The 17,412-nt window shown below is 55.4% G+C and carries 18 protein-coding genes and 1 pseudogene; 9 read left to right on the plus strand and 10 right to left on the minus strand.

The genetic code is table 11. From position 1 onward, the window contains the following. Positions 1–23 precede the first annotated feature (23 nt). The 3 genes from V3W40_RS03350 to fecA all read left to right on the plus strand — a co-directional run bounded on the left by V3W40_RS03350 (position 24) and on the right by fecA (position 3,880). Positions 24–512: a sigma-70 family RNA polymerase sigma factor gene (locus V3W40_RS03350; RefSeq protein ID WP_137211520.1), complete on the plus strand. Its 489-nt coding sequence runs from the start codon at positions 24–26 to the stop codon at positions 510–512. Then, entirely contained in the window at positions 509–1,450 is a 942-nt protein-coding gene (locus V3W40_RS03355; RefSeq protein ID WP_330214437.1) for a FecR family protein, read from the plus strand. Before V3W40_RS03350 ends, V3W40_RS03355 begins: the two co-directional genes overlap by 4 nt. Positions 1,451–1,540: 90 nt before the next feature. Next, positions 1,541–3,880 (plus strand): TonB-dependent Fe(3+) dicitrate receptor FecA, encoded by a 2,340-nt coding sequence (gene fecA, locus V3W40_RS03360; RefSeq protein ID WP_065948905.1) that lies wholly within the window; start codon positions 1,541–1,543, stop codon positions 3,878–3,880. Here fecA and V3W40_RS03365 read toward each other — a convergent pair. Then, positions 3,877–4,749 (minus strand): LysR family transcriptional regulator, encoded by an 873-nt coding sequence (locus tag V3W40_RS03365; RefSeq protein WP_323147123.1) that lies wholly within the window; start codon positions 4,747–4,749, stop codon positions 3,877–3,879. The two genes, fecA and V3W40_RS03365, sit on opposite strands and share 4 nt — an antisense overlap. A gap of 105 nt (positions 4,750–4,854) precedes the next feature. On the opposite strand from V3W40_RS03365, the gene V3W40_RS03370 reads away from it, so the two are divergent. Further along, the gene (locus tag V3W40_RS03370) at positions 4,855–6,366 is read left to right on the plus strand and encodes an MFS transporter (RefSeq protein WP_330214438.1); all 1,512 of its coding nucleotides are present in this window, start codon (positions 4,855–4,857) and stop codon (positions 6,364–6,366) included. 51 nt (positions 6,367–6,417) lie between these two features. Here the strand turns inward: V3W40_RS03370 and V3W40_RS03375 are convergent, their stop codons facing one another. Together V3W40_RS03375 and V3W40_RS03380 are read right to left on the minus strand one after the other, a co-directional pair. Then, entirely contained in the window at positions 6,418–6,828 is a 411-nt protein-coding gene (locus V3W40_RS03375; RefSeq protein WP_027604683.1) for an HPF/RaiA family ribosome-associated protein, read from the minus strand. Positions 6,829–7,041: 213 nt separating this feature from the next. Next, a pseudogene (locus V3W40_RS03380) lies at positions 7,042–7,281 on the minus strand (LysR substrate-binding domain-containing protein); the annotation flags it as partial. Between the two features lie 361 nt (positions 7,282–7,642). Between V3W40_RS03380 and V3W40_RS03385 the strand changes: the two are divergent. After that, on the plus strand, positions 7,643–7,960 hold the full coding sequence (locus tag V3W40_RS03385) for a DUF3509 domain-containing protein (RefSeq protein ID WP_065924197.1): 318 nt from the start codon (positions 7,643–7,645) through the stop codon (positions 7,958–7,960). Here the strand turns inward: V3W40_RS03385 and V3W40_RS03390 are convergent. The 4 genes from V3W40_RS03390 to V3W40_RS03405 all read right to left on the minus strand — a co-directional run bounded on the left by V3W40_RS03390 (position 7,957) and on the right by V3W40_RS03405 (position 9,461). Further along, positions 7,957–8,445 carry a phosphate-starvation-inducible protein PsiE gene (locus V3W40_RS03390; protein ID WP_323147125.1) on the minus strand — a complete coding sequence of 163 codons (489 nt, stop codon included), beginning with the start codon at positions 8,443–8,445 and terminating at the stop codon, positions 7,957–7,959. The genes V3W40_RS03385 and V3W40_RS03390 overlap by 4 nt on opposite strands. Before the next feature lie 168 nt (positions 8,446–8,613). Beyond that, on the minus strand, positions 8,614–8,883 hold the full coding sequence (locus V3W40_RS03395) for a type II toxin-antitoxin system RelE/ParE family toxin (RefSeq protein ID WP_330214439.1): 270 nt from the start codon (positions 8,881–8,883) through the stop codon (positions 8,614–8,616). Beyond that, positions 8,873–9,061 carry a type II toxin-antitoxin system RelB family antitoxin gene (gene relB, locus V3W40_RS03400; RefSeq protein ID WP_115487608.1) on the minus strand — a complete coding sequence of 63 codons (189 nt, stop codon included), beginning with the start codon at positions 9,059–9,061 and terminating at the stop codon, positions 8,873–8,875. Before relB ends, V3W40_RS03395 begins: the two co-directional genes overlap by 11 nt. A 154-nt stretch (positions 9,062–9,215) precedes the next feature. Further along, positions 9,216–9,461 carry a DUF6124 family protein gene (locus V3W40_RS03405; protein ID WP_330214440.1) on the minus strand — a complete coding sequence of 82 codons (246 nt, stop codon included), beginning with the start codon at positions 9,459–9,461 and terminating at the stop codon, positions 9,216–9,218. 740 nt (positions 9,462–10,201) lie between these two features. Between V3W40_RS03405 and V3W40_RS03410 the strand changes: the two genes are divergently transcribed. Further along, positions 10,202–10,468 carry a YebG family protein gene (locus tag V3W40_RS03410; RefSeq protein WP_026136726.1) on the plus strand — a complete coding sequence of 89 codons (267 nt, stop codon included), beginning with the start codon at positions 10,202–10,204 and terminating at the stop codon, positions 10,466–10,468. 131 nt (positions 10,469–10,599) lie between these two features. Here the strand turns inward: V3W40_RS03410 and V3W40_RS03415 are convergent, their stop codons facing one another. Continuing rightward, complete coding sequence (locus V3W40_RS03415; protein WP_017736196.1) at positions 10,600–11,055, minus strand: helix-turn-helix domain-containing protein; 456 nt, start codon at positions 11,053–11,055, stop codon at positions 10,600–10,602. A gap of 296 nt (positions 11,056–11,351) precedes the next feature. Between V3W40_RS03415 and V3W40_RS03420 the strand changes: the two genes are divergently transcribed. Together V3W40_RS03420 and V3W40_RS03425 are read left to right on the plus strand one after the other, a co-directional pair. Then, positions 11,352–11,786 carry a hypothetical protein gene (locus tag V3W40_RS03420; RefSeq protein WP_026136727.1) on the plus strand — a complete coding sequence of 145 codons (435 nt, stop codon included), beginning with the start codon at positions 11,352–11,354 and terminating at the stop codon, positions 11,784–11,786. 926 nt (positions 11,787–12,712) lie between these two features. After that, positions 12,713–12,949: a hypothetical protein gene (locus tag V3W40_RS03425; RefSeq protein WP_017736198.1), complete on the plus strand. Its 237-nt coding sequence runs from the start codon at positions 12,713–12,715 to the stop codon at positions 12,947–12,949. A gap of 257 nt (positions 12,950–13,206) precedes the next feature. Here V3W40_RS03425 and V3W40_RS03430 read toward each other — a convergent pair whose 3' ends face one another. After that, complete coding sequence (locus V3W40_RS03430) at positions 13,207–13,881, minus strand: heavy metal response regulator transcription factor (RefSeq protein WP_017736199.1); 675 nt, start codon at positions 13,879–13,881, stop codon at positions 13,207–13,209. A gap of 496 nt (positions 13,882–14,377) precedes the next feature. After that, complete coding sequence (locus tag V3W40_RS03435) at positions 14,378–15,724, minus strand: OprD family porin (RefSeq protein ID WP_330214441.1); 1,347 nt, start codon at positions 15,722–15,724, stop codon at positions 14,378–14,380. Positions 15,725–16,125: 401 nt separating this feature from the next. Here V3W40_RS03435 and V3W40_RS03440 point away from each other — a divergent pair, with 401 nt between their 5' ends. After that, on the plus strand, positions 16,126–17,403 hold the full coding sequence (locus tag V3W40_RS03440; protein WP_081609223.1) for a TolC family protein: 1,278 nt from the start codon (positions 16,126–16,128) through the stop codon (positions 17,401–17,403). Positions 17,404–17,412: the final 9 nt, after the last annotated feature.

The raw sequence follows: 17,412 nt of genomic DNA on the forward strand, positions 1-17,412 counted from the left end.
CCCATGCTTGTGGAGTGTTTGCGTTGCAGCCGTCCAACCCTGTCGAAGTGCTCTACAACGACCATCACCACTGGCTCACCGGCTGGTTGCGAGGCAAGCTCGGCTGCCCGGAAAGTGCTGCAGACCTGGCACAGGACACCTTCATCCGGGTCCTGACCGCACGGGAGGCGCCGACGCTGGTCGAGCCCCGCGCGTTCCTCACCACGGTCGCCAAGCGTGTGTTGTTCAACTTCTACCGCCGCCAGGACCTGGAACGCGCCTACCTCGACGCCTTGGCGCAGATGCCTGAGCAGGTAGCGCCATCAGAAGAAGAGCGCGCGATCATCCTGCAAACCCTGCTGGAGCTGGACCAGTTGCTCGATGGCTTGCCCACCCAGGTCAAACGCACGTTCCTGCTGGCCCAGCTCGACGGCCTGACGTATGCGCAGATCGGCGCCGAACTGGGCATCTCCATCGCCACCGTCAAACGCCACCTGAATAAAGCCGCCATGCGCTGCTATTTCGCCCTATGAATGTCTCGACCCAGGTTGCCGAACAGGCCGTGCACTGGCTGATGGAAATGCAGCAAGGCGCGCTCAACCCACGCCAGCAGGCGGCCTGGCAACAATGGCTGAATGCCCATAGCGAACATCAGCGCGCCTGGGACCATATCCAGCGCGTCAACCAGCGCCTGCGCGGCATGCCCTCGCCCCTGGTCCATGCGGCGTTGAACGCACCTAAGTCCAGCAGCCGGCGCCAGGCGCTGAAGTTGTTGCTGATCCTCGGCGCCGGTTCGGCCGCCGCCTGGAGCCTGCGCCAGCAGCATATCCTGCCGCCGTTGAGCGCCGACTATCGCAGCCCCGTCGGCCAACGGCGTAAGGTGCAATTGGCCGACGGCAGCCAGTTGCAACTCAATACCGGCAGCGCCGTGGATGTGCATTTCGACGGCCGGCAACCGCTGATCCGCCTGCTCGAAGGCGAGATCCTGCTCACCGGCAATGCCGGCAGCACGCCGCTGCAGGTGTTGACCGGCCAGGGCCTGCTCAGCAGCCAGGCGGCGCGCCTGAATGTGCGCCAGTTCAACGACCACACCCAACTGGCGGTCTTGGACGGCCGCGTCGAGGTGATGCCCAACACCTACAGCGGCCTGCCCCTGACGGTCGAAGCGGCGCGCCAGGTCAATTTCACCCGTAAAGGCTGGGACACTCCGCGACCTACCGATGCCAACAGCGGCGCCTGGGCCGACGGCATGCTGGTGGCCGCGCATATGCGCCTGGAGGACTTTCTCGCCGAACTGGGTCGCTACCGCCGTGGCCAGCTCAATTGCGATGCGCAAGTCGCCAACCTGCTGCTGTCCGGCAGCTACCCGCTGGACGACAGCGAACGCATCCTCGACCTGCTGGAGGTCAGCCTGCCGGTCAAGGTGCGGCGTTTTACCCGCTATTGGGTGAGCGTCCAGGCACGTGCATAAATTATTTTCAGCCACCGTGAGCCGTTTTCCGCACCTCGCGTGACAGAGAAGGAAAGCCACCTTGATCCTTCCTTCTCAGGACCGCCCTCCATGCCCCAGCAACCCACCCTTCTCGCCCGCACCTTGCGCCAACTGCTGCTGGGCGCCAGCCTCAGCCTGACCGTACTGCCTTGCGTGATGGCGGCCGATACCAAGCCGTATCACATCGCCCCAAGCTCGCTGGAAGCAGCCCTGAACCAGTTTGGCCGTGAAGCCGGCGTGTTGATTTCCTTCGGTTCCGAAGTCACGGCGGGCATGCAAAGCCGTGGTTTGTCCGGCAGCTACAGCGCCGCCGAAGGCCTGCAGAAGCTGCTGGAAGGTACCGGCCTGCAAGCCCGCGCCGAAGGCGACAACGCCTACAGCCTGCAACCGGCAACGGCGCCGGCGGCTGTCGAGTTGGCGACCTCCAGCGTGGTCGGCGACTGGCTCGGCGATGCGGCACAAACCAATGTCTTCGAACACCCCGGCGCCCGTGACGTGATCCGCCGCGAAGAGTTCGAACGCCAGGGCGCCACCCAGGCCAAGGACGTGCTCAACCGCATACCCGGCGTCAACGCTCCGGACAATAACGGCACCGGCAGCCACGATATGGCGCTGAACTTCGGCATTCGCGGTCTCAACCCGCGCCTGGCCTCGCGCTCAACGGTGCTGATGGACGGCATCCCTGTGCCCTTCGCGCCGTACGGCCAGCCGCAGCTGTCGTTCGCACCGATCAGCATGGGCAACATGGACGCCGTGGACGTGGTGCGTGGCGGCGGCGCGGTGCGCTACGGCCCGCAGAACGTCGGCGGCGTGGTCAACTTCGTGACCCGCGCGATCCCGGATGCACCCACCGTCAAAGGTGGCTTGCAGACCGAGACCAGCCCGTCTTCCAGCCATGACGGCTTCAAGACCACCGGCAACCTGCTGGCCGGCGGCACTGCCGAGAATGGCCTGGGCGGCGCGATTTTGTATTCCGGCACCCGTGGCGGCGACTGGCGCGAAAACAGCAACACGCGCATCGACGACCTGATCCTCAAAGGCAAATACCAGCTCGACGACGCCAACAGCTTCAACGCCATGGCGCAGTACTATGAAGGCCAGGCCGATATGCCTGGGGGCTTGAACGTCGCGGACTACAAGGCCGATCCATATCAGTCCACCCGTCCCTACGACAAATTCTGGGGCCGCCGTACGATGTTCAACGTCGGCTATCGCTACGAGCAGGACCGCCGCGAATTCACCGTCAACAGCTTCTTCACCAAGACCCTGCGCAGCGGCTACCTGGACCAGGGCACCTTCCTGTCGCTGTCCCCGCGTGAGTATTGGGTGCGCGGCTTGGAAACCCGTTTCGCCCAAGGCTTTGACCTCGGCCCGACCAGCCATGAAGTGGGCGTCGGCTACCGCTACATCAACGAAGCCGGCCACGAGTTGCGCTACCGCACGCCGATTTCCGCCAACAACCAGCAAATCCCCAGCACCGACAGCCGCAACGACCGCGACACCCGCGGCGGCACCGAAGCCAATGCGTTCTTCGTCGATGACCGGATTGATATCGGCAAGTGGACCATCACCCCGGGCATCCGCTACGAGATGATCGAGTCCCAGCAGAGCAACAACCTGACCAACGTCAAATACAAAGGCGACTACAACACCGCGCTGCCGGCGTTGAACGTGCTCTATCACCTGACTGACGACTGGAATCTGTACGCCAACACCGAAGGTTCATTCGGCAGCGTGCAGTACAGCCAGATGCCCAACCGTGTGACCAGCGGTGAAGTGAAACCGGAAAAAGCCCGCACCTGGGAACTGGGTACCCGCTATGACGACGGCACCTTGCGCGCAGAGATCGGCGCGTTCCTGATCAACTTCGACAACCAGTATGAAAGCAACCAGACCAACGATTCGGTGATCGCCCGCGGCGAAACGCGCCACCAGGGTATTGAAACCAGCGTCAACTACGCCCTCGATGGCTTGAGCCCGGCGTTGGCCGGTTTCGATGTGTACGCTACCTACGCCTACGTCGACGCCACCATCCGCGAAGACGGCCCGAACAAAGGCAACCGCGTGCCCTTCTCGTCCAAGCACAAGGGCACCCTTGGCGTGGGTTACACCGAAGGGCGCTGGAAACTCAATGTGGACAGCAGCTATCAGAGCAGCCAGTTCGCCGACAACGCCAACACTCAGGCAGAAAGTGCTGACGGCGCCAACGGTCGAATCCCCGGCTACATGCTGTTCAGCAGCCGCGCAGCCTATGACTTCGGCCCGCAACTGTCGGATCTGAATGTGGCGGTCGGCGTGAAGAACATCTTCAACACGCAGTACTTCACCCGCTCGTTCGACGACAACAACAAGGGCAAATACGTGGGTGAGCCGCGTACGCTGTACGTGCAGACCTCCATCGCGTTCTAACTGCCCGCCAGGCAACTGGGGGTGGCGGCGACCAGAGCGTCGATTGCACAACGCGTCTTGGCCGGCATATGCACGGCTGTCGGCCAGATCACATGGATCGGCGCAGGTTGCTCGCGATAGCCGGGCAACACCGCGACCAACTGCCCCCGCAGCACATAGTGCGCAATCAACCAACTCGGCAACCAGGCCAGGCCGACGCCCGCGATGGCGGCATCGGCCACCGCCTGGAGGTCGTCCATCATCAACGGCGAGGCCACGGGATTGCGCTGCGAGGTCGTGCTGCGATAGGCAATGCCGCGATGGCCGGCAAGGTCTTCGATGCATTCAATCGGCCCGACGCGCTGCAAGTACGCCGGTGACGCCGCCAGCCCAACGGCCTGTTCGCCCAGGCGACGTGCACTGAGGCGGTCGGTGTCGGGCAGCGGGCCGATCCGCACGGCGACGTCGAAGCCTTCCTGTGCCAGGTCCACCAGCCGATCGGCGAAGCTGATCTCGATCTCCAGTTCCGGATAGCGCGCCATCAACCCCCACAATGCCGGGGCCGCGTAGTGATGCCCGAAGGCCAGTGGCAAACTCGCCCGCAAGCGGCCGCGTGGCTGTTGCCGGCCGCTTTCCAGCACCGATTCGGCCGCCTCGAGTTCCGCCAACGCGCGCAGGCAATGCTCGTAGTACGCCTGGCCGTCCTCGGTCAGACGCTGGCGGCGGGTGGAGCGCTGCAACAGGCATGTGCCCAGGCGCGCTTCCAATCGCGCCAGGCCCTTGCCGACCGCAGAGCGGGTGAGGTTCAGCCGTTCGGCGGCCCCGGTCAGGTTGCCGCTTTCGACGATGTGCAGAAACAGCTCAACGCCATCAAAACGCGGTGTCGTCATGGCTCTATTGTCGCCCTTAATTCCCCTATGAGCGGAAAACTTATCACGAATAACGAAACAGATTCCCCTGAAAATAACGCGACACTTCATCCACAGGAGAATCCCATGCCACCCGCCGCCACGTTAACTACCGCCAGCCCCCCGCGTACCGCCAGGAATGGGCTGGCCCTCACGGCCGTGTGCCTTGTCGCCCTGATGTTCGGCCTGGAGATTTCCAGCGTGCCGGTGATCCTGCCGACGCTCGAGCGGGAGTTGGGCACGGGCTTCCAGGACGCCCAGTGGATCATGAACGCCTACACCCTGGCCTGCACCAGCGTGCTGATGGCAGCGGGCACATTGGCCGACCGCTTTGGCCGTCGCCGCATGCTGGTGCTGTGCCTGTGGGTGTTTGGCCTGGCTTCACTGGCCTGCGGGCTGGCCGAGGATGCCTCGCTGCTGATCACGGCGCGGTTTATCCAGGGCATCGGTGCCGGGGCGATGATGATTTGCCAATTCGCCATCCTCTCGCACCTGTTCCGCGAACCGGCAGCACGGGCACGGGCGTTTGCGATATGGGGCGTGATTGCCGGCGTGGGCCTGGGCTTCGGGCCGATGATCGGCGCATTGATCCTGGCGGTGGCGGATTGGCGTTGGGTGTTCCTCGTACATGTGCCGCTCACCCTGTTCACCCTGGTGCTGCTGCGCATCAGCGTGCAGGAATCCCGCGACCCGGCCGCCCATCGCCTGGACATCGCCGGCATGCTCACCCTGACCCTGTCGGTGTTTGCCCTGGTGTACTTCATCACCCAAGGCAGCGAACACGGTTTCGGCACACCGGCCATGCTCGGTTGGGCGGCGTTGTCGGGGCTCGGCCTGCTGCTGTTCATCACGGTCGAGCTTCGCAGTGCGCACCCGATGTTCGACTTCTCGGTGTTCCGCATCCAGCGGTTCAACGGCGCGTTGATGGGTTCGATCGGCATGAACTTCAGCTTCTGGCCGTTCATGATCTACCTGCCGTTGTACTTTCAGGCAGGCCTGGGTTACGACACCTTGACCACCGGCGCCGCTCTGCTCGCCTATACCCTGCCGACCTTGCTGGTACCGCCACTGGCCGAGCGCCTGGCCCTGCGCTATGGCGCCGAACGCATCATCCCCCTCGGCCTGGGCCTGATGGGCGCGGGCTTTCTGGCCATGGCCGCCGTCAACGGCGCCGAGCACCCACGTATCGGGCTGGTGCTGCTCAGTTGCGTGATCGCCGGCGCAGGCCTGGCGCTGACCAACTCGCCCACCACCAATACCACCACCGGCTCGGTATCGGCCGACCGCGCGGGCATGGCCTCCGGCATCGACCTCAGTGCGCGGCTGATCACCCTGGCGCTCAACATTGCCCTGATGGGCCTGGTGCTGTTGCTGGGGATCAGCCATCAGCTGGCCGAGATGCTGCCCGCCACCACGGCAATGGAGTGGCCGGCCATCAGCCAGAACATTGCCGCAGGAAAGTTGGAGTCGATGGGGCTGGCAGCCAACGATGCCCAGGCGGCACTGCGCCACGGCACCGGTTGGGCGATGCTGTTTGCCGGGTTGGGGGCTGGGGGGCTGGCGCTGTTGAGCCGGTATTTTTTCCGACGCGGCGCCTGAACGAAAACGGGCCTGCAGATGCAGGCCCGTTTGCAGGGGGTGAAAAGAACGTCAGCCGTTGATGACCGCGTTTTCGTTTTCCAGGAATTCCTGTTCCAGCGCGTCTTCGTTCACTTTGTTGATGGGCTGGTTTTTCGCGGCAGCGCGGGGCTTGCCTTGCAGTCGGCCAAACAGATGTTCCAATGCGTGATCCAGCTTGGTGGCCGCGCTGTCAATCGCTTGTTCCAGGGTATCGCCCTTGGCGGACACCGACAGCGGTTGATGGCCTTTTGGCCGCGCTTCCAGGCGGCAACTTAAATCGTGGGGACCGGGCTTGTCGCCGTTCTCATCCCGCAGGTAGACCTCCACTCGGGTCAGGTCTTCTTCATAACGTTCGAGCGTGCTCTCAATGGTAGTACGTACCCACTCCTCCAGTCGGATGCTGCTTTCAATATGGTTATCGCTATTGACTTGGATTTGCATAGTTCTTCCCTTATTTCAGCTAGCTCGCGAGAGGTCACAAACTGCAACACCGGGGTGGTGAAACCATGACCTCTTGATTACACAATTGAGCAGCCAGAGAAACATTTCAACCCCTTTGCAAAGATAAATCCTACATTACAAATTAACCCTGACGACAAGCAAAAACGCTGTTAGGGTGGGGAGTTAGTTACATCTTCTTACGCCCTGCGATCCTCACAATTGCCCCTCTCCGAGCGGGTGCAATGCGCGAAAAATCCCTGCTTCCTCCACCAGCCAGTCATGCACCGCGCGCACGCCCGGATGACTCAGCGCGCCCGGCGCATACAGCAGCACATAGCGTTTGTGGTTGAGCACCGCGAGGCCGAACGGCACGATCAAGGTGCCGCGCTCCCGTTCATCATTGAGCAAGGTACGTCGCGCAATCGCCACGCCCATGCCCGCAATGGCGGCCTGGCGGTCAGCTGGGTGGAGTGCTGATTGCGCTGTCAGCGATCGTTTTTTCCGTGTTGCCCTGAAACGGATCACCGATTTCAATAACAACATAGAACCCATGTGGGAGGGGGCTTGCTCCCGATAGCGGTGCATCAGCCAAGTATTCATTGACTGATGCACCGCTATCGGGAGCAAGCCCCCTCCCACATAAGGAGCTCATTGTTTGACAGACCGCTGTACGGCACGCCCTTTGCTGTACAGCCCATGAGGTAAACGGAATTTGTACCACCTCAGCGACGGAGTGGCCGGTGGTCAGGCAACGCGAACTAATCACGACACCGGTCGTCAATGACTGCATGTTCTTATCAGGCGGTAACGCACCATGGACAATCCTTTTCAGATCATCACCGACACCTTCACCCCAAAATACCGTGTCAACCTGAGCATCCAACGGCTCGACGGCAGCATCATGCTCACCCTCTCGGACGAGACGGGCGTAGTCGCCAAACGCATGATCAGCGCCGAACAACGCAACGATCCGCAACGGCTCAAACGCCTGGTGCAAAGCATTCAATTCGGCATTGCCATCGAGCAGGGCCACAGCGCCATGGAGATCCTGGCGGTAATGACGGACGGCGACAGCCACAAATTGTTGCAGCGACCACCGACCCGCCCCCTGCCCTTCAGCGTCGGGCTTTAAAGCTCGCCCTTCTCGGTCTCCAGGTTCGCCTCGCCCTTGCGACGCGGGCCTTCGACCTTCACCGACGGGAACGCCGACGACGCGTAGCGCACCACCAGAATCGCAAACGCCAACAGCAGAATCCCGCCGCACAGGTAGATGATGCCGATGTCGGGCGGGTTGTGGTGGGACACGTTAGAGATCAATAGGCGCGTCAGCGCGGTGATCGCCACGTAGATCAGGAAACGCACCGGCATGTGGTTGGTCTTGAAGTAAATCCCGACCATCGCGCCCAATTCCAGGTAGATGAACAGCAGCAGGATGTCATCGATCTTGATGTGCCCGTTCTCCAGCATCCCCAGGAATTCCATCACCGCTGCCCAGGCGGTCACCGCACCGATGGCGAACAACGCCAGGTAATGGAACGACTCGACAAACAGGTTACCCAGGGACTCGGCCAGCCCATGGACTTGATGGCGCAGCTTTTCGGCCCAATTAAATTTCACGATGGTGCTTCCTTAGGTCGGTTCGACCGGATAATGCGGGTTGGACGTGACGGTTGTTCTGCATGCAGAAAAAAGGCCAGAGGCGGGTATAAGATGATGGCGGGGTGACATGAGGCACGTGGGAGGATGAGCAGAGTAGATACTTTGCCCATCCGAGAAGCGGATTTTTCAAGGATATCGCTGGCGGGCGTGTAAAACCGAAATGACCCGAGTGTTGTCTGTCACCTTATAAACGACCAGATAATTCGGGTGTACCACCATCTCTCGCGTGCCGATGACACGCCCAGGGCGGTAAAGATGGGGCCTACGAGAAAGAGCCAGCACGGAGGCTTCTATTGCTTGGTTTAGCTCAAGCGCAGCAACTGGATTGCGGTCGCTGATGTAATCAGTAATTTGCCGGAGTTGCACCCGCGCTGCGGGAGCCCACTCAATCAGCATCGCCTTTCTTGCGTTTGGATTCAATTAACGCGCGCATCTCTGCCATCACTTCATCATGAGGAATGCCAGGGCTTGGATCATCAAGAGCGGCCTGTACCTTGGCGCGAAACCAGCGGTCATAGCTGTCGGCCTGCTCTTCGGTATCTGCGGGGATACCTGAGGAAAAGGAAGTGTCCATAAAAGCCTCCGTTGTCGATGAAGAAGGAGTCTAGTCGCTGGAGTTTTTACTGTCGTGCTCCGAGCGATGAAGTGAGTAACAGGAAAAATCGAAGCCATTTGTGACTATTTTTTGACCGTTCCCATAAACGTAGGAACGGTCAGAGGGCTTGGCATCAAACTGGTGCGACTTTCTCTGGCGCTTGGTCGACTAACAGACCGCCAATCTCAACCAATTGGTGAATGGCCAATACCAGACTTCGCTGCGGACCTTCAAGGTCGAATGCCAGCATATTAGCCATTTCACGGGCGCTGTTCAGGGTTTCGCTGGCGTTAGCCAGTAAGGTTTCTGTGTCAGCTTCAGGCGTGACGCTGAATAGCGTCGAATCGGTGAACGGGGGGTTGGGAGTGATTTTTTTCATAGATTAGTTCCTTAGTTAAGAAACCATCACCGCCTGCCGCCAAGCAGGTTGGGTGACGGATTGCACAAGGTTGGCGGACCGGTAAGGAACAACCCGGCACCCCGAAGGGTCCATGCGCAACCCGCCATGACACAAGAATGCAAATGCAAAAAACGCCTGCAATCTTATAGGGGTGTTGTTGCGCTTCCTTGTTGGGCCGCCAAGCCCGCTAGCTGCATTTGCAGCGCCCGGTGAAAGTAAGCCACCGGACAATTCCAGCGCAACCCCGGCAAGTTGTCAGAAATTTCCGGTGTAGCAAACCCCTATTTCCCGGCTACATTAAAAAACTGCTACCCAAACCCCACGGTTTGGCTTACCCTTTTAGCTGTATATAAATACAGTAGTCACAAAAGACAACTATCGTGAAGGCATGTGAGGTGGTGAATGGCCGTCGAAGTGGTATACCGCAGCAGCCGAGATCTGGAGCGTTTGTATATCGTTTTGCGGACTAGCGGACTGCCTAGATAGGCCATTGGTCGGGGTAGCTGCATCTAAAACTGCCGTAGTATCAGCAGCCTACGTATCCAGATGGAGAAATATTGTCCTTCGAAACCAATTATCCTGCCTAGTTTTCGCTTTTGCCACCCTGCCTAGTTAGCTCGTAGGGCTTTAGCGCAACAGTTCGCAAGATTCATCGGCCAGCATTTGATTTGAACAAATGCTTCCTCATACACGCTGGACAGACAGACGACGAGGCCAAAATGGCAGTTGAGACTCTTTATCGCAGTACCCGAGACCTGGAGACTACTTTTGTGGACCGCAAACTCGCTGATGCGCATGATCAAATGCTTGAGCTGGCGGAGCTGCTGACGGACACACTGATGAAGCATGTACCGGGGCTATCTGAGAAACACGCAGAGGATGTGAGCATCTACATGGCTAAAAATCGCTCAGTGTTTGCAGCAGCTTTCAAAAACAATGTGGGCGCTTTGAGCGAGCTTTCTGAAGCCACTGGTACTGAAGGATGAAATAGGTCAGAGCCTTCGAACGTGATTGACCGTTTAGTAAGCGTTTGGAGCTTATGCAAACTAAGCTCCAGCGTAATGGGAATGTTTGGAATATTTTTAAAATTACAACCCCCTCGGGAGTGTTTGGTCGCTCATCGCTTCAGCCAATAACGGTCGACTGTGGCGCGACTGACACCCAGTCTACGAACGATCTCCATTTTTGCTAATCCTTCGGTTTGCAAAGTCTGGATGGCCAAACGATTATCTTCTGCCCGCTTTCCACGTACCCCGCGGCTCGCACCATGATTGATAACACTACTCAGCAGGCCAGCTCCGACAAGTCGGTTTAAATCACGTTCTTGCTGATGCCGATAGGCTTCAAGGTCGATACCAACCATGCGCGCCTCCACAGCCATAAGCACAAGGCTGAGGGAGATGCCTAGGCATTCGCATAAAGAATAGAGTTTGAGAACAGAAATGGCCAGGCGTCCTTGTTCGACCTTGGCAAGATGATCTCGATTTAGGACTTGTGCACAGCCCTCTCGACTGAGCCCAGCAGCAACCCGGACTTCCCTTATGACCTGCCCCAAAGCCTCCAAATAATCCATCTCTCTTCCGTGTACTCACAAAAGAGAGAATAAAGCCACGCTTTGACGCATCACATCGTGGGGGTATAAAATGCATATATAGCGCGTAAGCTTGGAATCCTCATCCTTCCAGGAACGTTCTACAAATCCTCAAACACTCACAACGCAGTCGAGATGAGTCCTGCGATACCGAATATTTTTCCACTGTGAGTGTACGAGCGGCACGGACTGAATCGGGAATGGGTTGGCAATTGATATACATACTTGACCCTGCAGAACGTAAAGTTTTCACTAGGACACACTGTGAACTAGAGGGGGTGGGATTTCTTATCACCATTACCTCAGCCCAGACAGGGATGAGTGATCGCGCTGCGATGGTCAGCTGTGCGTATGAACTTCAGTACTATATGAATGCTGCTCCTGACGTTGTCATCAGTCACGTGCAGATGCTGTGCCCACCAGCCCTGACCCGTTCCGGCAGATGGAGTTTGGAGGACCTGGACCAAATTATTTGCTTCCAAGGCATAGCAACTCAAGAAAGTGCTGTTGTATATCGCACCTCTCGCGGTGTTTACAAAATGGGAGAGCTGGACCTTCGCAAAAAAAAGACATCACAGGTGTGGTTCTCGAAAAAGCGCTTGGAAAATCACCGCCCTAGGATATCAGTGCCGGCTCCCAAATCAGCCAGTCACCAGATGTACGCTCCCCTCTACCTGAGGCGCAAGTCGACGATCAGTCCCAAGTTCGCTTAAGTCTCGTGGCTCCTTACCGAGGAGCTTTCTGATGTCAGATTTCAAACGTGCCGCCGAAGCTCTGTCGGATGCCCGCGAAATTGTCGTATGTTGGCGCCGATTGAAAACTGACCCAATGGGTCAGTTTTCGGTCAGCGGCAACAGATTAGGTTGGATTTTACTTTCCTGGACGCGCCTATTGTCTAGTCGCGGACTCGACAGTGGTTGTTATGGTGGCCTCCTCCCGTCAGTCAAAGTTTGTTGTTAGAAGAGGATTTTCTCCTACTTTGGTTAACGCTTTATGTGGTATCCACGATAGCAAAAGGGTCAAAATAAGGCCCAAGGATGGGCTGATGTTAGACACTTATTTGTTTGAAAAAGGATTGGTTATCTGGTTCGCACCGCACGCCACTGGTCTTCCTCTAGATGATTCGCAGATGCAGTGACATCGAGTATGCGGAAGAAGGCCCCGATAGATAGAGCACCTAATTATAAAACTCAGCAGCTTAGCGTATGTTTAGGATGTCAATGTTTTATTATTAACAGAAGCCATTTATCATTCTGGAAATATCGATATTCAGAATATTCGAATTTCTTGACTTCGGATATGCCTAAGAGTGAATCTTCATTCGCTGTTATCCGTAAACAGGCTGAACAGGCGAAAAACTATAAGGATTTTGTCTTTGGGTAATTAGTCGGAATAGGCGGCAATTTAATATCAATGACTAATTTTCGAAAACGCTCTATTGACGAGCTTGATATTATAAGCGATGCTTTTGAGAGGCTGGTAAACAACGTGCCCCGTAATCATAAAAATTTAGAAATGCAGCGCAAAGCCAAGGTAGAATTCACGTTGTCCGCCGTAGACGACGAGACTGGTAGGTCTCGATCCCTCATAGCTTGATCAAATACTAAATATTATTAAGTGAGGGATATAGTTTTAAAAAATGGAAAAAGAAAATTGCCTCAACGTGGTGAGGCTGCCAAAAAAAATTGAAGAGATAAAACAAGAAAACATTGATCTTAAGAAGCGCTTTGAGTTAGCACTTGAGTCTCAGACCCAGATGCTGTTCGAGAGAACAAGAGCTGAGCGGGAGGCCGGGAAGTGGCTGAAGGCTTACAGGTCTTTACAAGACCAACAACAAGGCGGCAGTAAGATTTTCTCTGCAGTATTCGACAAGTAATTGCCCTATGGCGGCGCCATTTCGATGATGTCAATCTCAAAGTAGTGAATCTGCGGAGCGCCACTTGGGAGCATGAATTTGGCGACATATTAAAATTTAAGGCTTTCCTGACTGCTCTGCTAAAAACACCCTCCTGAACGAACACTTTTAATAGTCTGAATTTGAGCGCTTTATATTGCTACCAAGGATTTTGAACGGGGCATTATTTGAAAGCATCAAATATTATTCGCACGTTCATTATTTTTAATAATGTAAATCTAGCGTTTTTCTAGAACATATCCCACGCCTCTAAGTGTGTGAATTAACTTACTCTCAAAAGGGTCGTCCATCTTGGCTCTAAGTCTTCTTATGGAAACCTCAACGACATTAGTGTCGCAGTCAAAATTCATATCCCACACTTGAGATATGATTTGTGTGCGGCTCAGAACAATGCCCGTATTCCGCATTAGATAGTGCAGCAGAGCAAACTCCTTTGTTGTTAAGTCTATACGCTGACCATCTCTGAACGCTCTGTGGCGGCTTTGATCCAACTCAAGGTCAGCTACGCGAATGATTTCTACAGATGCAGCACTATCCGACCTACGCATCAATGCGCGAACTCGAGCAAGCAATTCGGGGAATTCGAAGGGTTTAATTAGGTAGTCATCAGCTCCATTCTCCAAACCTCTGACTTTATCGATTAGTCGGCTGCGGGCAGTGAGCATCATAATACGCGAAGAGCAATCTTTCCGTCGTAATAGTTCTAGAACTTGCCAACCATCCATCTCTGGAAGATTGATATCTAGAATAATGAGTTCGTACATGTGCTGCTTGGCCAGAAATAGCCCGTCAGAGCCGGTATGTACGCAATCCACTACATATCCGCACTCAGTGAGGCCCTGGCGTACATATTCAGCAGTTTTTACTTCATCCTCAATTACCAGAATTCGCATTGGATTTTGTCTCGATATTACTCAGCAGTTTTAACCACGCAAGTGCGCAGTCATCATTGGGGGGAATGGTAAATCAAAACTAACTGTCCGTGGCTTAAATAACGGACTTGTAATTGTTAAGCAATACGCTTGATAACCTCGCAGGTTAATGTGTCGCCATCTGGGTTTGTCAATTGCGGACCCTCCCCCATTAGGTGAATTTACCTTATGAAATATTGGGTTGTTCTATTTGTCGTGGGCGCTCTGTTCCGTTCAGATGATGGGGTCGACTCTCACGTTGAGGACGTGGGCCACTGGTGCAGCCATGAACTCCATCGGGATGCCATGCACATCCTTGAACAGGTATTGGAATTTTAGTAAAAAAAAACGCCCCGAAGGGCGTAAAATATTCACCTTTTACCAAAGGAGCATTTAAGCAACTCAAGGTGAATTCGTTGAACTAGCGATTTGCTTTTCAGAAGTTTCGGCTGGAGGAGTAGCAGAGCAACGCAATGGCTTATAGTACCGAAAGTGGGTATTCAACGATCAGGCGCACTTCATCCAAATCCGATTCGAAAGCAGTTGCTCGTGTATTTGCTTGGCGCAATCTCAAAGAAAGGTCTTTGGCAGCTCCTGTTTGCACTACGTATTTAACCTCAATGTCACGCTCCCAACGTTTCTGATTGGTGAGCGGATTGCCATTGTCATCGGTACGCATGTAAAACTGATTGGCATTAGAGTAGTCCGCGCCAGAGCCTTTGGCATAGCGAGTCATGAACGAAAGGCCTGGAATACCGTAGTCGGTCATGTTTAGGTCGTAGCGCAGCATCCAAGAGCGTTCTTTTGGCGAGTTGAAATCGCTGTACTGAATTGAGTTGTCGACGAATATCGAGTCTGATTGACGTAAATAGTCGAAATCGTCATCGCCATTGTTACGCTGATGCGACAGTGCGAGGGTGTGTGCACCATACCTGACGCCGAGCTTGGCGCTCCAGATATTATTATCGAACTCACCCAAACGTTTCTTGCCTTCGTCAACAGCTTTATAGTAATTAAAGCCGCTGATCAGGGTCAAATCATTGCTAAGCGGGTAGGAGACGCTTGTCCCGGCGTAGTATTGATTCCATACATCTTTTAGCTGGCTGGCATAGAGACTTACAGTAACACTGTCGTTGACCTTGTAATCGCCGCCACCGTAACCGATCCAAGGCGAGTTGACTGGGCCGCCATAGAAGGTCACGAAGTTATCGTTCAGGTCGCTGGATACTGGTTGGCTCATCGCGTGTAGTCTACCACCCTGCAGGGTGAGGCCTTGCATGCTGGTGTTTTCAACCGTTACACCGCGGAAGCTTTCTGGCAGTAGACGTGCGTCTCCTGATGCAACGACTGGTGTCGCTGGGAAGACATCACCCAATTTCACTACGGTATCGAACAGGCGGACTTTGGCAGCCCCCCCAACCTTCGTGTATTCATCACGGGCCTGGCCCTTTCCATCAACTGGCAACACATCGAAGGAGCTTCGGCCGCGGTTACGGCCATCGCCTGTATCGAGCTTGAGGCCGATCATAGCGAAGGCATCTAAACCAAAGCCGACGGTGCCTTGGGTGAAGCCCGAGTTGAATTTAGAAATTATCGCATGCGCCCAAGCTTCAGAATATCCGTTGGTGTTTCCCTTGCCGCTATTGAACGTTGGCGCAGAAGAGCTGCGATTATCACGATTGAAATAGAAGTTTCGGTTTAAAACAGTGAGGCTGCTACCGTCAATAAAACCTTCTGATGACTTATCTTCCGCGTTTGCTATAGCTGTATAGCTTATGGAAAAAGCAGAAGCTGCCAACACACACAACGGTACTTTAATTTTCATTTGATGCCCCTTTGATTACGGCAGCTTTTATTTTGATTTACCGACACGGCTATATTTTTTTTGTGGCCCGGCCGGGCACCTGCGTAGGACCTGACATGATAGTTGCAGATCAAAGATAACGGATTGGTGATAGAAAAATTACAATTTGGTAATCTAATTGTTATCTGTCGTATTTAAGGACGTTTTGTAGCTGCGGACTGATTTACTCAATAGCTTGTCCCGTGCGCAACTGGGCGGGAAATTTTAATGTCGAACGTACTTTCTAACGAAATTGTAATTTTACAGCCACCCCACTGATAGCGATCGCTGATTAGAGTGCCATCACCTGATCCAGTGGAGCTTGGCGGCTGTAAATACGTTCTCGCCAAGCTTTATCAAAGTTTGTGCACGAGGACCATAAAGTGCCCTGGTATAATCACAACGTTTTATCTAAAACCTCTGTCTTTGTCTTTCCCTTGAGAGCCATTGCATTCTGTACGCTCCTTTCAGGAGCGATCGTGCCAGCCGCATTTGCTCAGAGTATTAGCCTGGCCGAAGCGCTTTCCACTGCAATGGATGCTAACCCCGATCTTGCAGCTGCGCGTCAGGAAATCGGCATCTCGGAAGGAGTTCGCAAGCAAGCGGGACTCATCCCTAATCCTGAAATTTCGTATGACGTGGAAGACACCCGTCGTAATACAAGCACGACCACAGTCACCCTTAGTCAGCCTTTAGAGTTGGGTGGCAAACGAAGTGCTCGTATCGAAGTTGCCACCTACGGTCAAACCGTCGCGCAGCTAGAGCTGGACCGACGAGTCAATGGTCTTCGTGCGGATGTTGTCCAGTTTTTCTACGCCGCCTTAAGGGCTCAGACAGGCTTGAACCTGGCAAAACAATCTTTGGAGCTCACCGAACGCGGTCTGCGCATAGTCGATGGTCGGGTGCGCGCCGGTAAGTCCTCACCGGTGGAAGCTACGCGCGCCCAGGTGCAGTTGGCTGAAGCCAAGTTACAGGTAAGGCGCGCTGAAACAGCGAAGTCAACGGCTTACCAGCAATTGGCCCAGGTAATAGGCAGCTCGGCTACTGCATTTGATCGTCTGGACTCGCCAAACCTATCTCCCGGCATTCCGCCGCAGGCCGCAGAATTATTGGCGAAGCTTGATCAAACTGCAGAGATGCGACAGGCGCTTGCTCAAATAGACAAGAGCGATGCCTCACTCGGGTCGGAAAAGGCCCAACGTATCCCGAATCTCACTGTGAGTGTGGGTAGCCAATATGACCGGTCTGTTCGCGAGCGGGTCAACCTCGTGGGGCTGTCGATGCCTTTGCCGCTCTTTGATCGTAATCAGGGCAACATTCTTTCCGCTTCTCGCCGCGCAGATCAGGCCCGAGACCAACGAAACGCTGTAGAGCTAAGGCTACGCTCCGAAACCCAAACCGCAGTTAACCAGTGGGCTACCGCCATGCAAGAGGTCGAGTCTTACGACAAGACGATTCTGCCTTCAGCTCAACTGGCCGTGGATACCGCAACGCGTGGATTTGAGATGGGCAAATTCGGCTTCATCGAAGTGCTGGATGCGCAGCGCACCTTGATAGTCGCTCGTGGCCAGTACCTCGACTCGTTGGCGGCTGCAACCAATGCGCGTGCGCAGGTGGAAAGGGTTTATGGCGACGTCGGATCGAATGCCAGTTTTCGCTGAACGCCTAGA

Origin of the sequence: Pseudomonas sp. AM8 (assembly GCF_036346475.1) — a bacterium.
Lineage (GTDB): Bacteria > Pseudomonadota > Gammaproteobacteria > Pseudomonadales > Pseudomonadaceae > Aquipseudomonas > Aquipseudomonas marginalis.

Coding starts and splice junctions, on each gene's coding strand:
- V3W40_RS03405 (WP_330214440.1), bottom strand. CDS start 9,461: ATGAAAAAAATCACTCCCAACCCCCCGTTCACCGATTCGACGCTATTC.
- V3W40_RS03425 (WP_017736198.1), top strand. CDS start 12,713: ATGGAAAAAGAAAATTGCCTCAACGTGGTGAGGCTGCCAAAAAAAATT.
- V3W40_RS03370 (WP_330214438.1), top strand. CDS start 4,855: ATGCCACCCGCCGCCACGTTAACTACCGCCAGCCCCCCGCGTACCGCC.
- V3W40_RS03385 (WP_065924197.1), top strand. CDS start 7,643: ATGGACAATCCTTTTCAGATCATCACCGACACCTTCACCCCAAAATAC.
- V3W40_RS03365 (WP_323147123.1), bottom strand. CDS start 4,749: ATGACGACACCGCGTTTTGATGGCGTTGAGCTGTTTCTGCACATCGTC.
- V3W40_RS03415 (WP_017736196.1), bottom strand. CDS start 11,055: ATGGATTATTTGGAGGCTTTGGGGCAGGTCATAAGGGAAGTCCGGGTT.
- V3W40_RS03375 (WP_027604683.1), bottom strand. CDS start 6,828: ATGCAAATCCAAGTCAATAGCGATAACCATATTGAAAGCAGCATCCGA.
- V3W40_RS03355 (WP_330214437.1), top strand. CDS start 509: ATGAATGTCTCGACCCAGGTTGCCGAACAGGCCGTGCACTGGCTGATG.
- relB (WP_115487608.1), bottom strand. CDS start 9,061: ATGGACACTTCCTTTTCCTCAGGTATCCCCGCAGATACCGAAGAGCAG.
- V3W40_RS03435 (WP_330214441.1), bottom strand. CDS start 15,724: ATGAAAATTAAAGTACCGTTGTGTGTGTTGGCAGCTTCTGCTTTTTCC.
- V3W40_RS03430 (WP_017736199.1), bottom strand. CDS start 13,881: ATGCGAATTCTGGTAATTGAGGATGAAGTAAAAACTGCTGAATATGTA.
- fecA (WP_065948905.1), top strand. CDS start 1,541: ATGCCCCAGCAACCCACCCTTCTCGCCCGCACCTTGCGCCAACTGCTG.
- V3W40_RS03395 (WP_330214439.1), bottom strand. CDS start 8,883: ATGCTGATTGAGTGGGCTCCCGCAGCGCGGGTGCAACTCCGGCAAATT.
- V3W40_RS03410 (WP_026136726.1), top strand. CDS start 10,202: ATGGCAGTTGAGACTCTTTATCGCAGTACCCGAGACCTGGAGACTACT.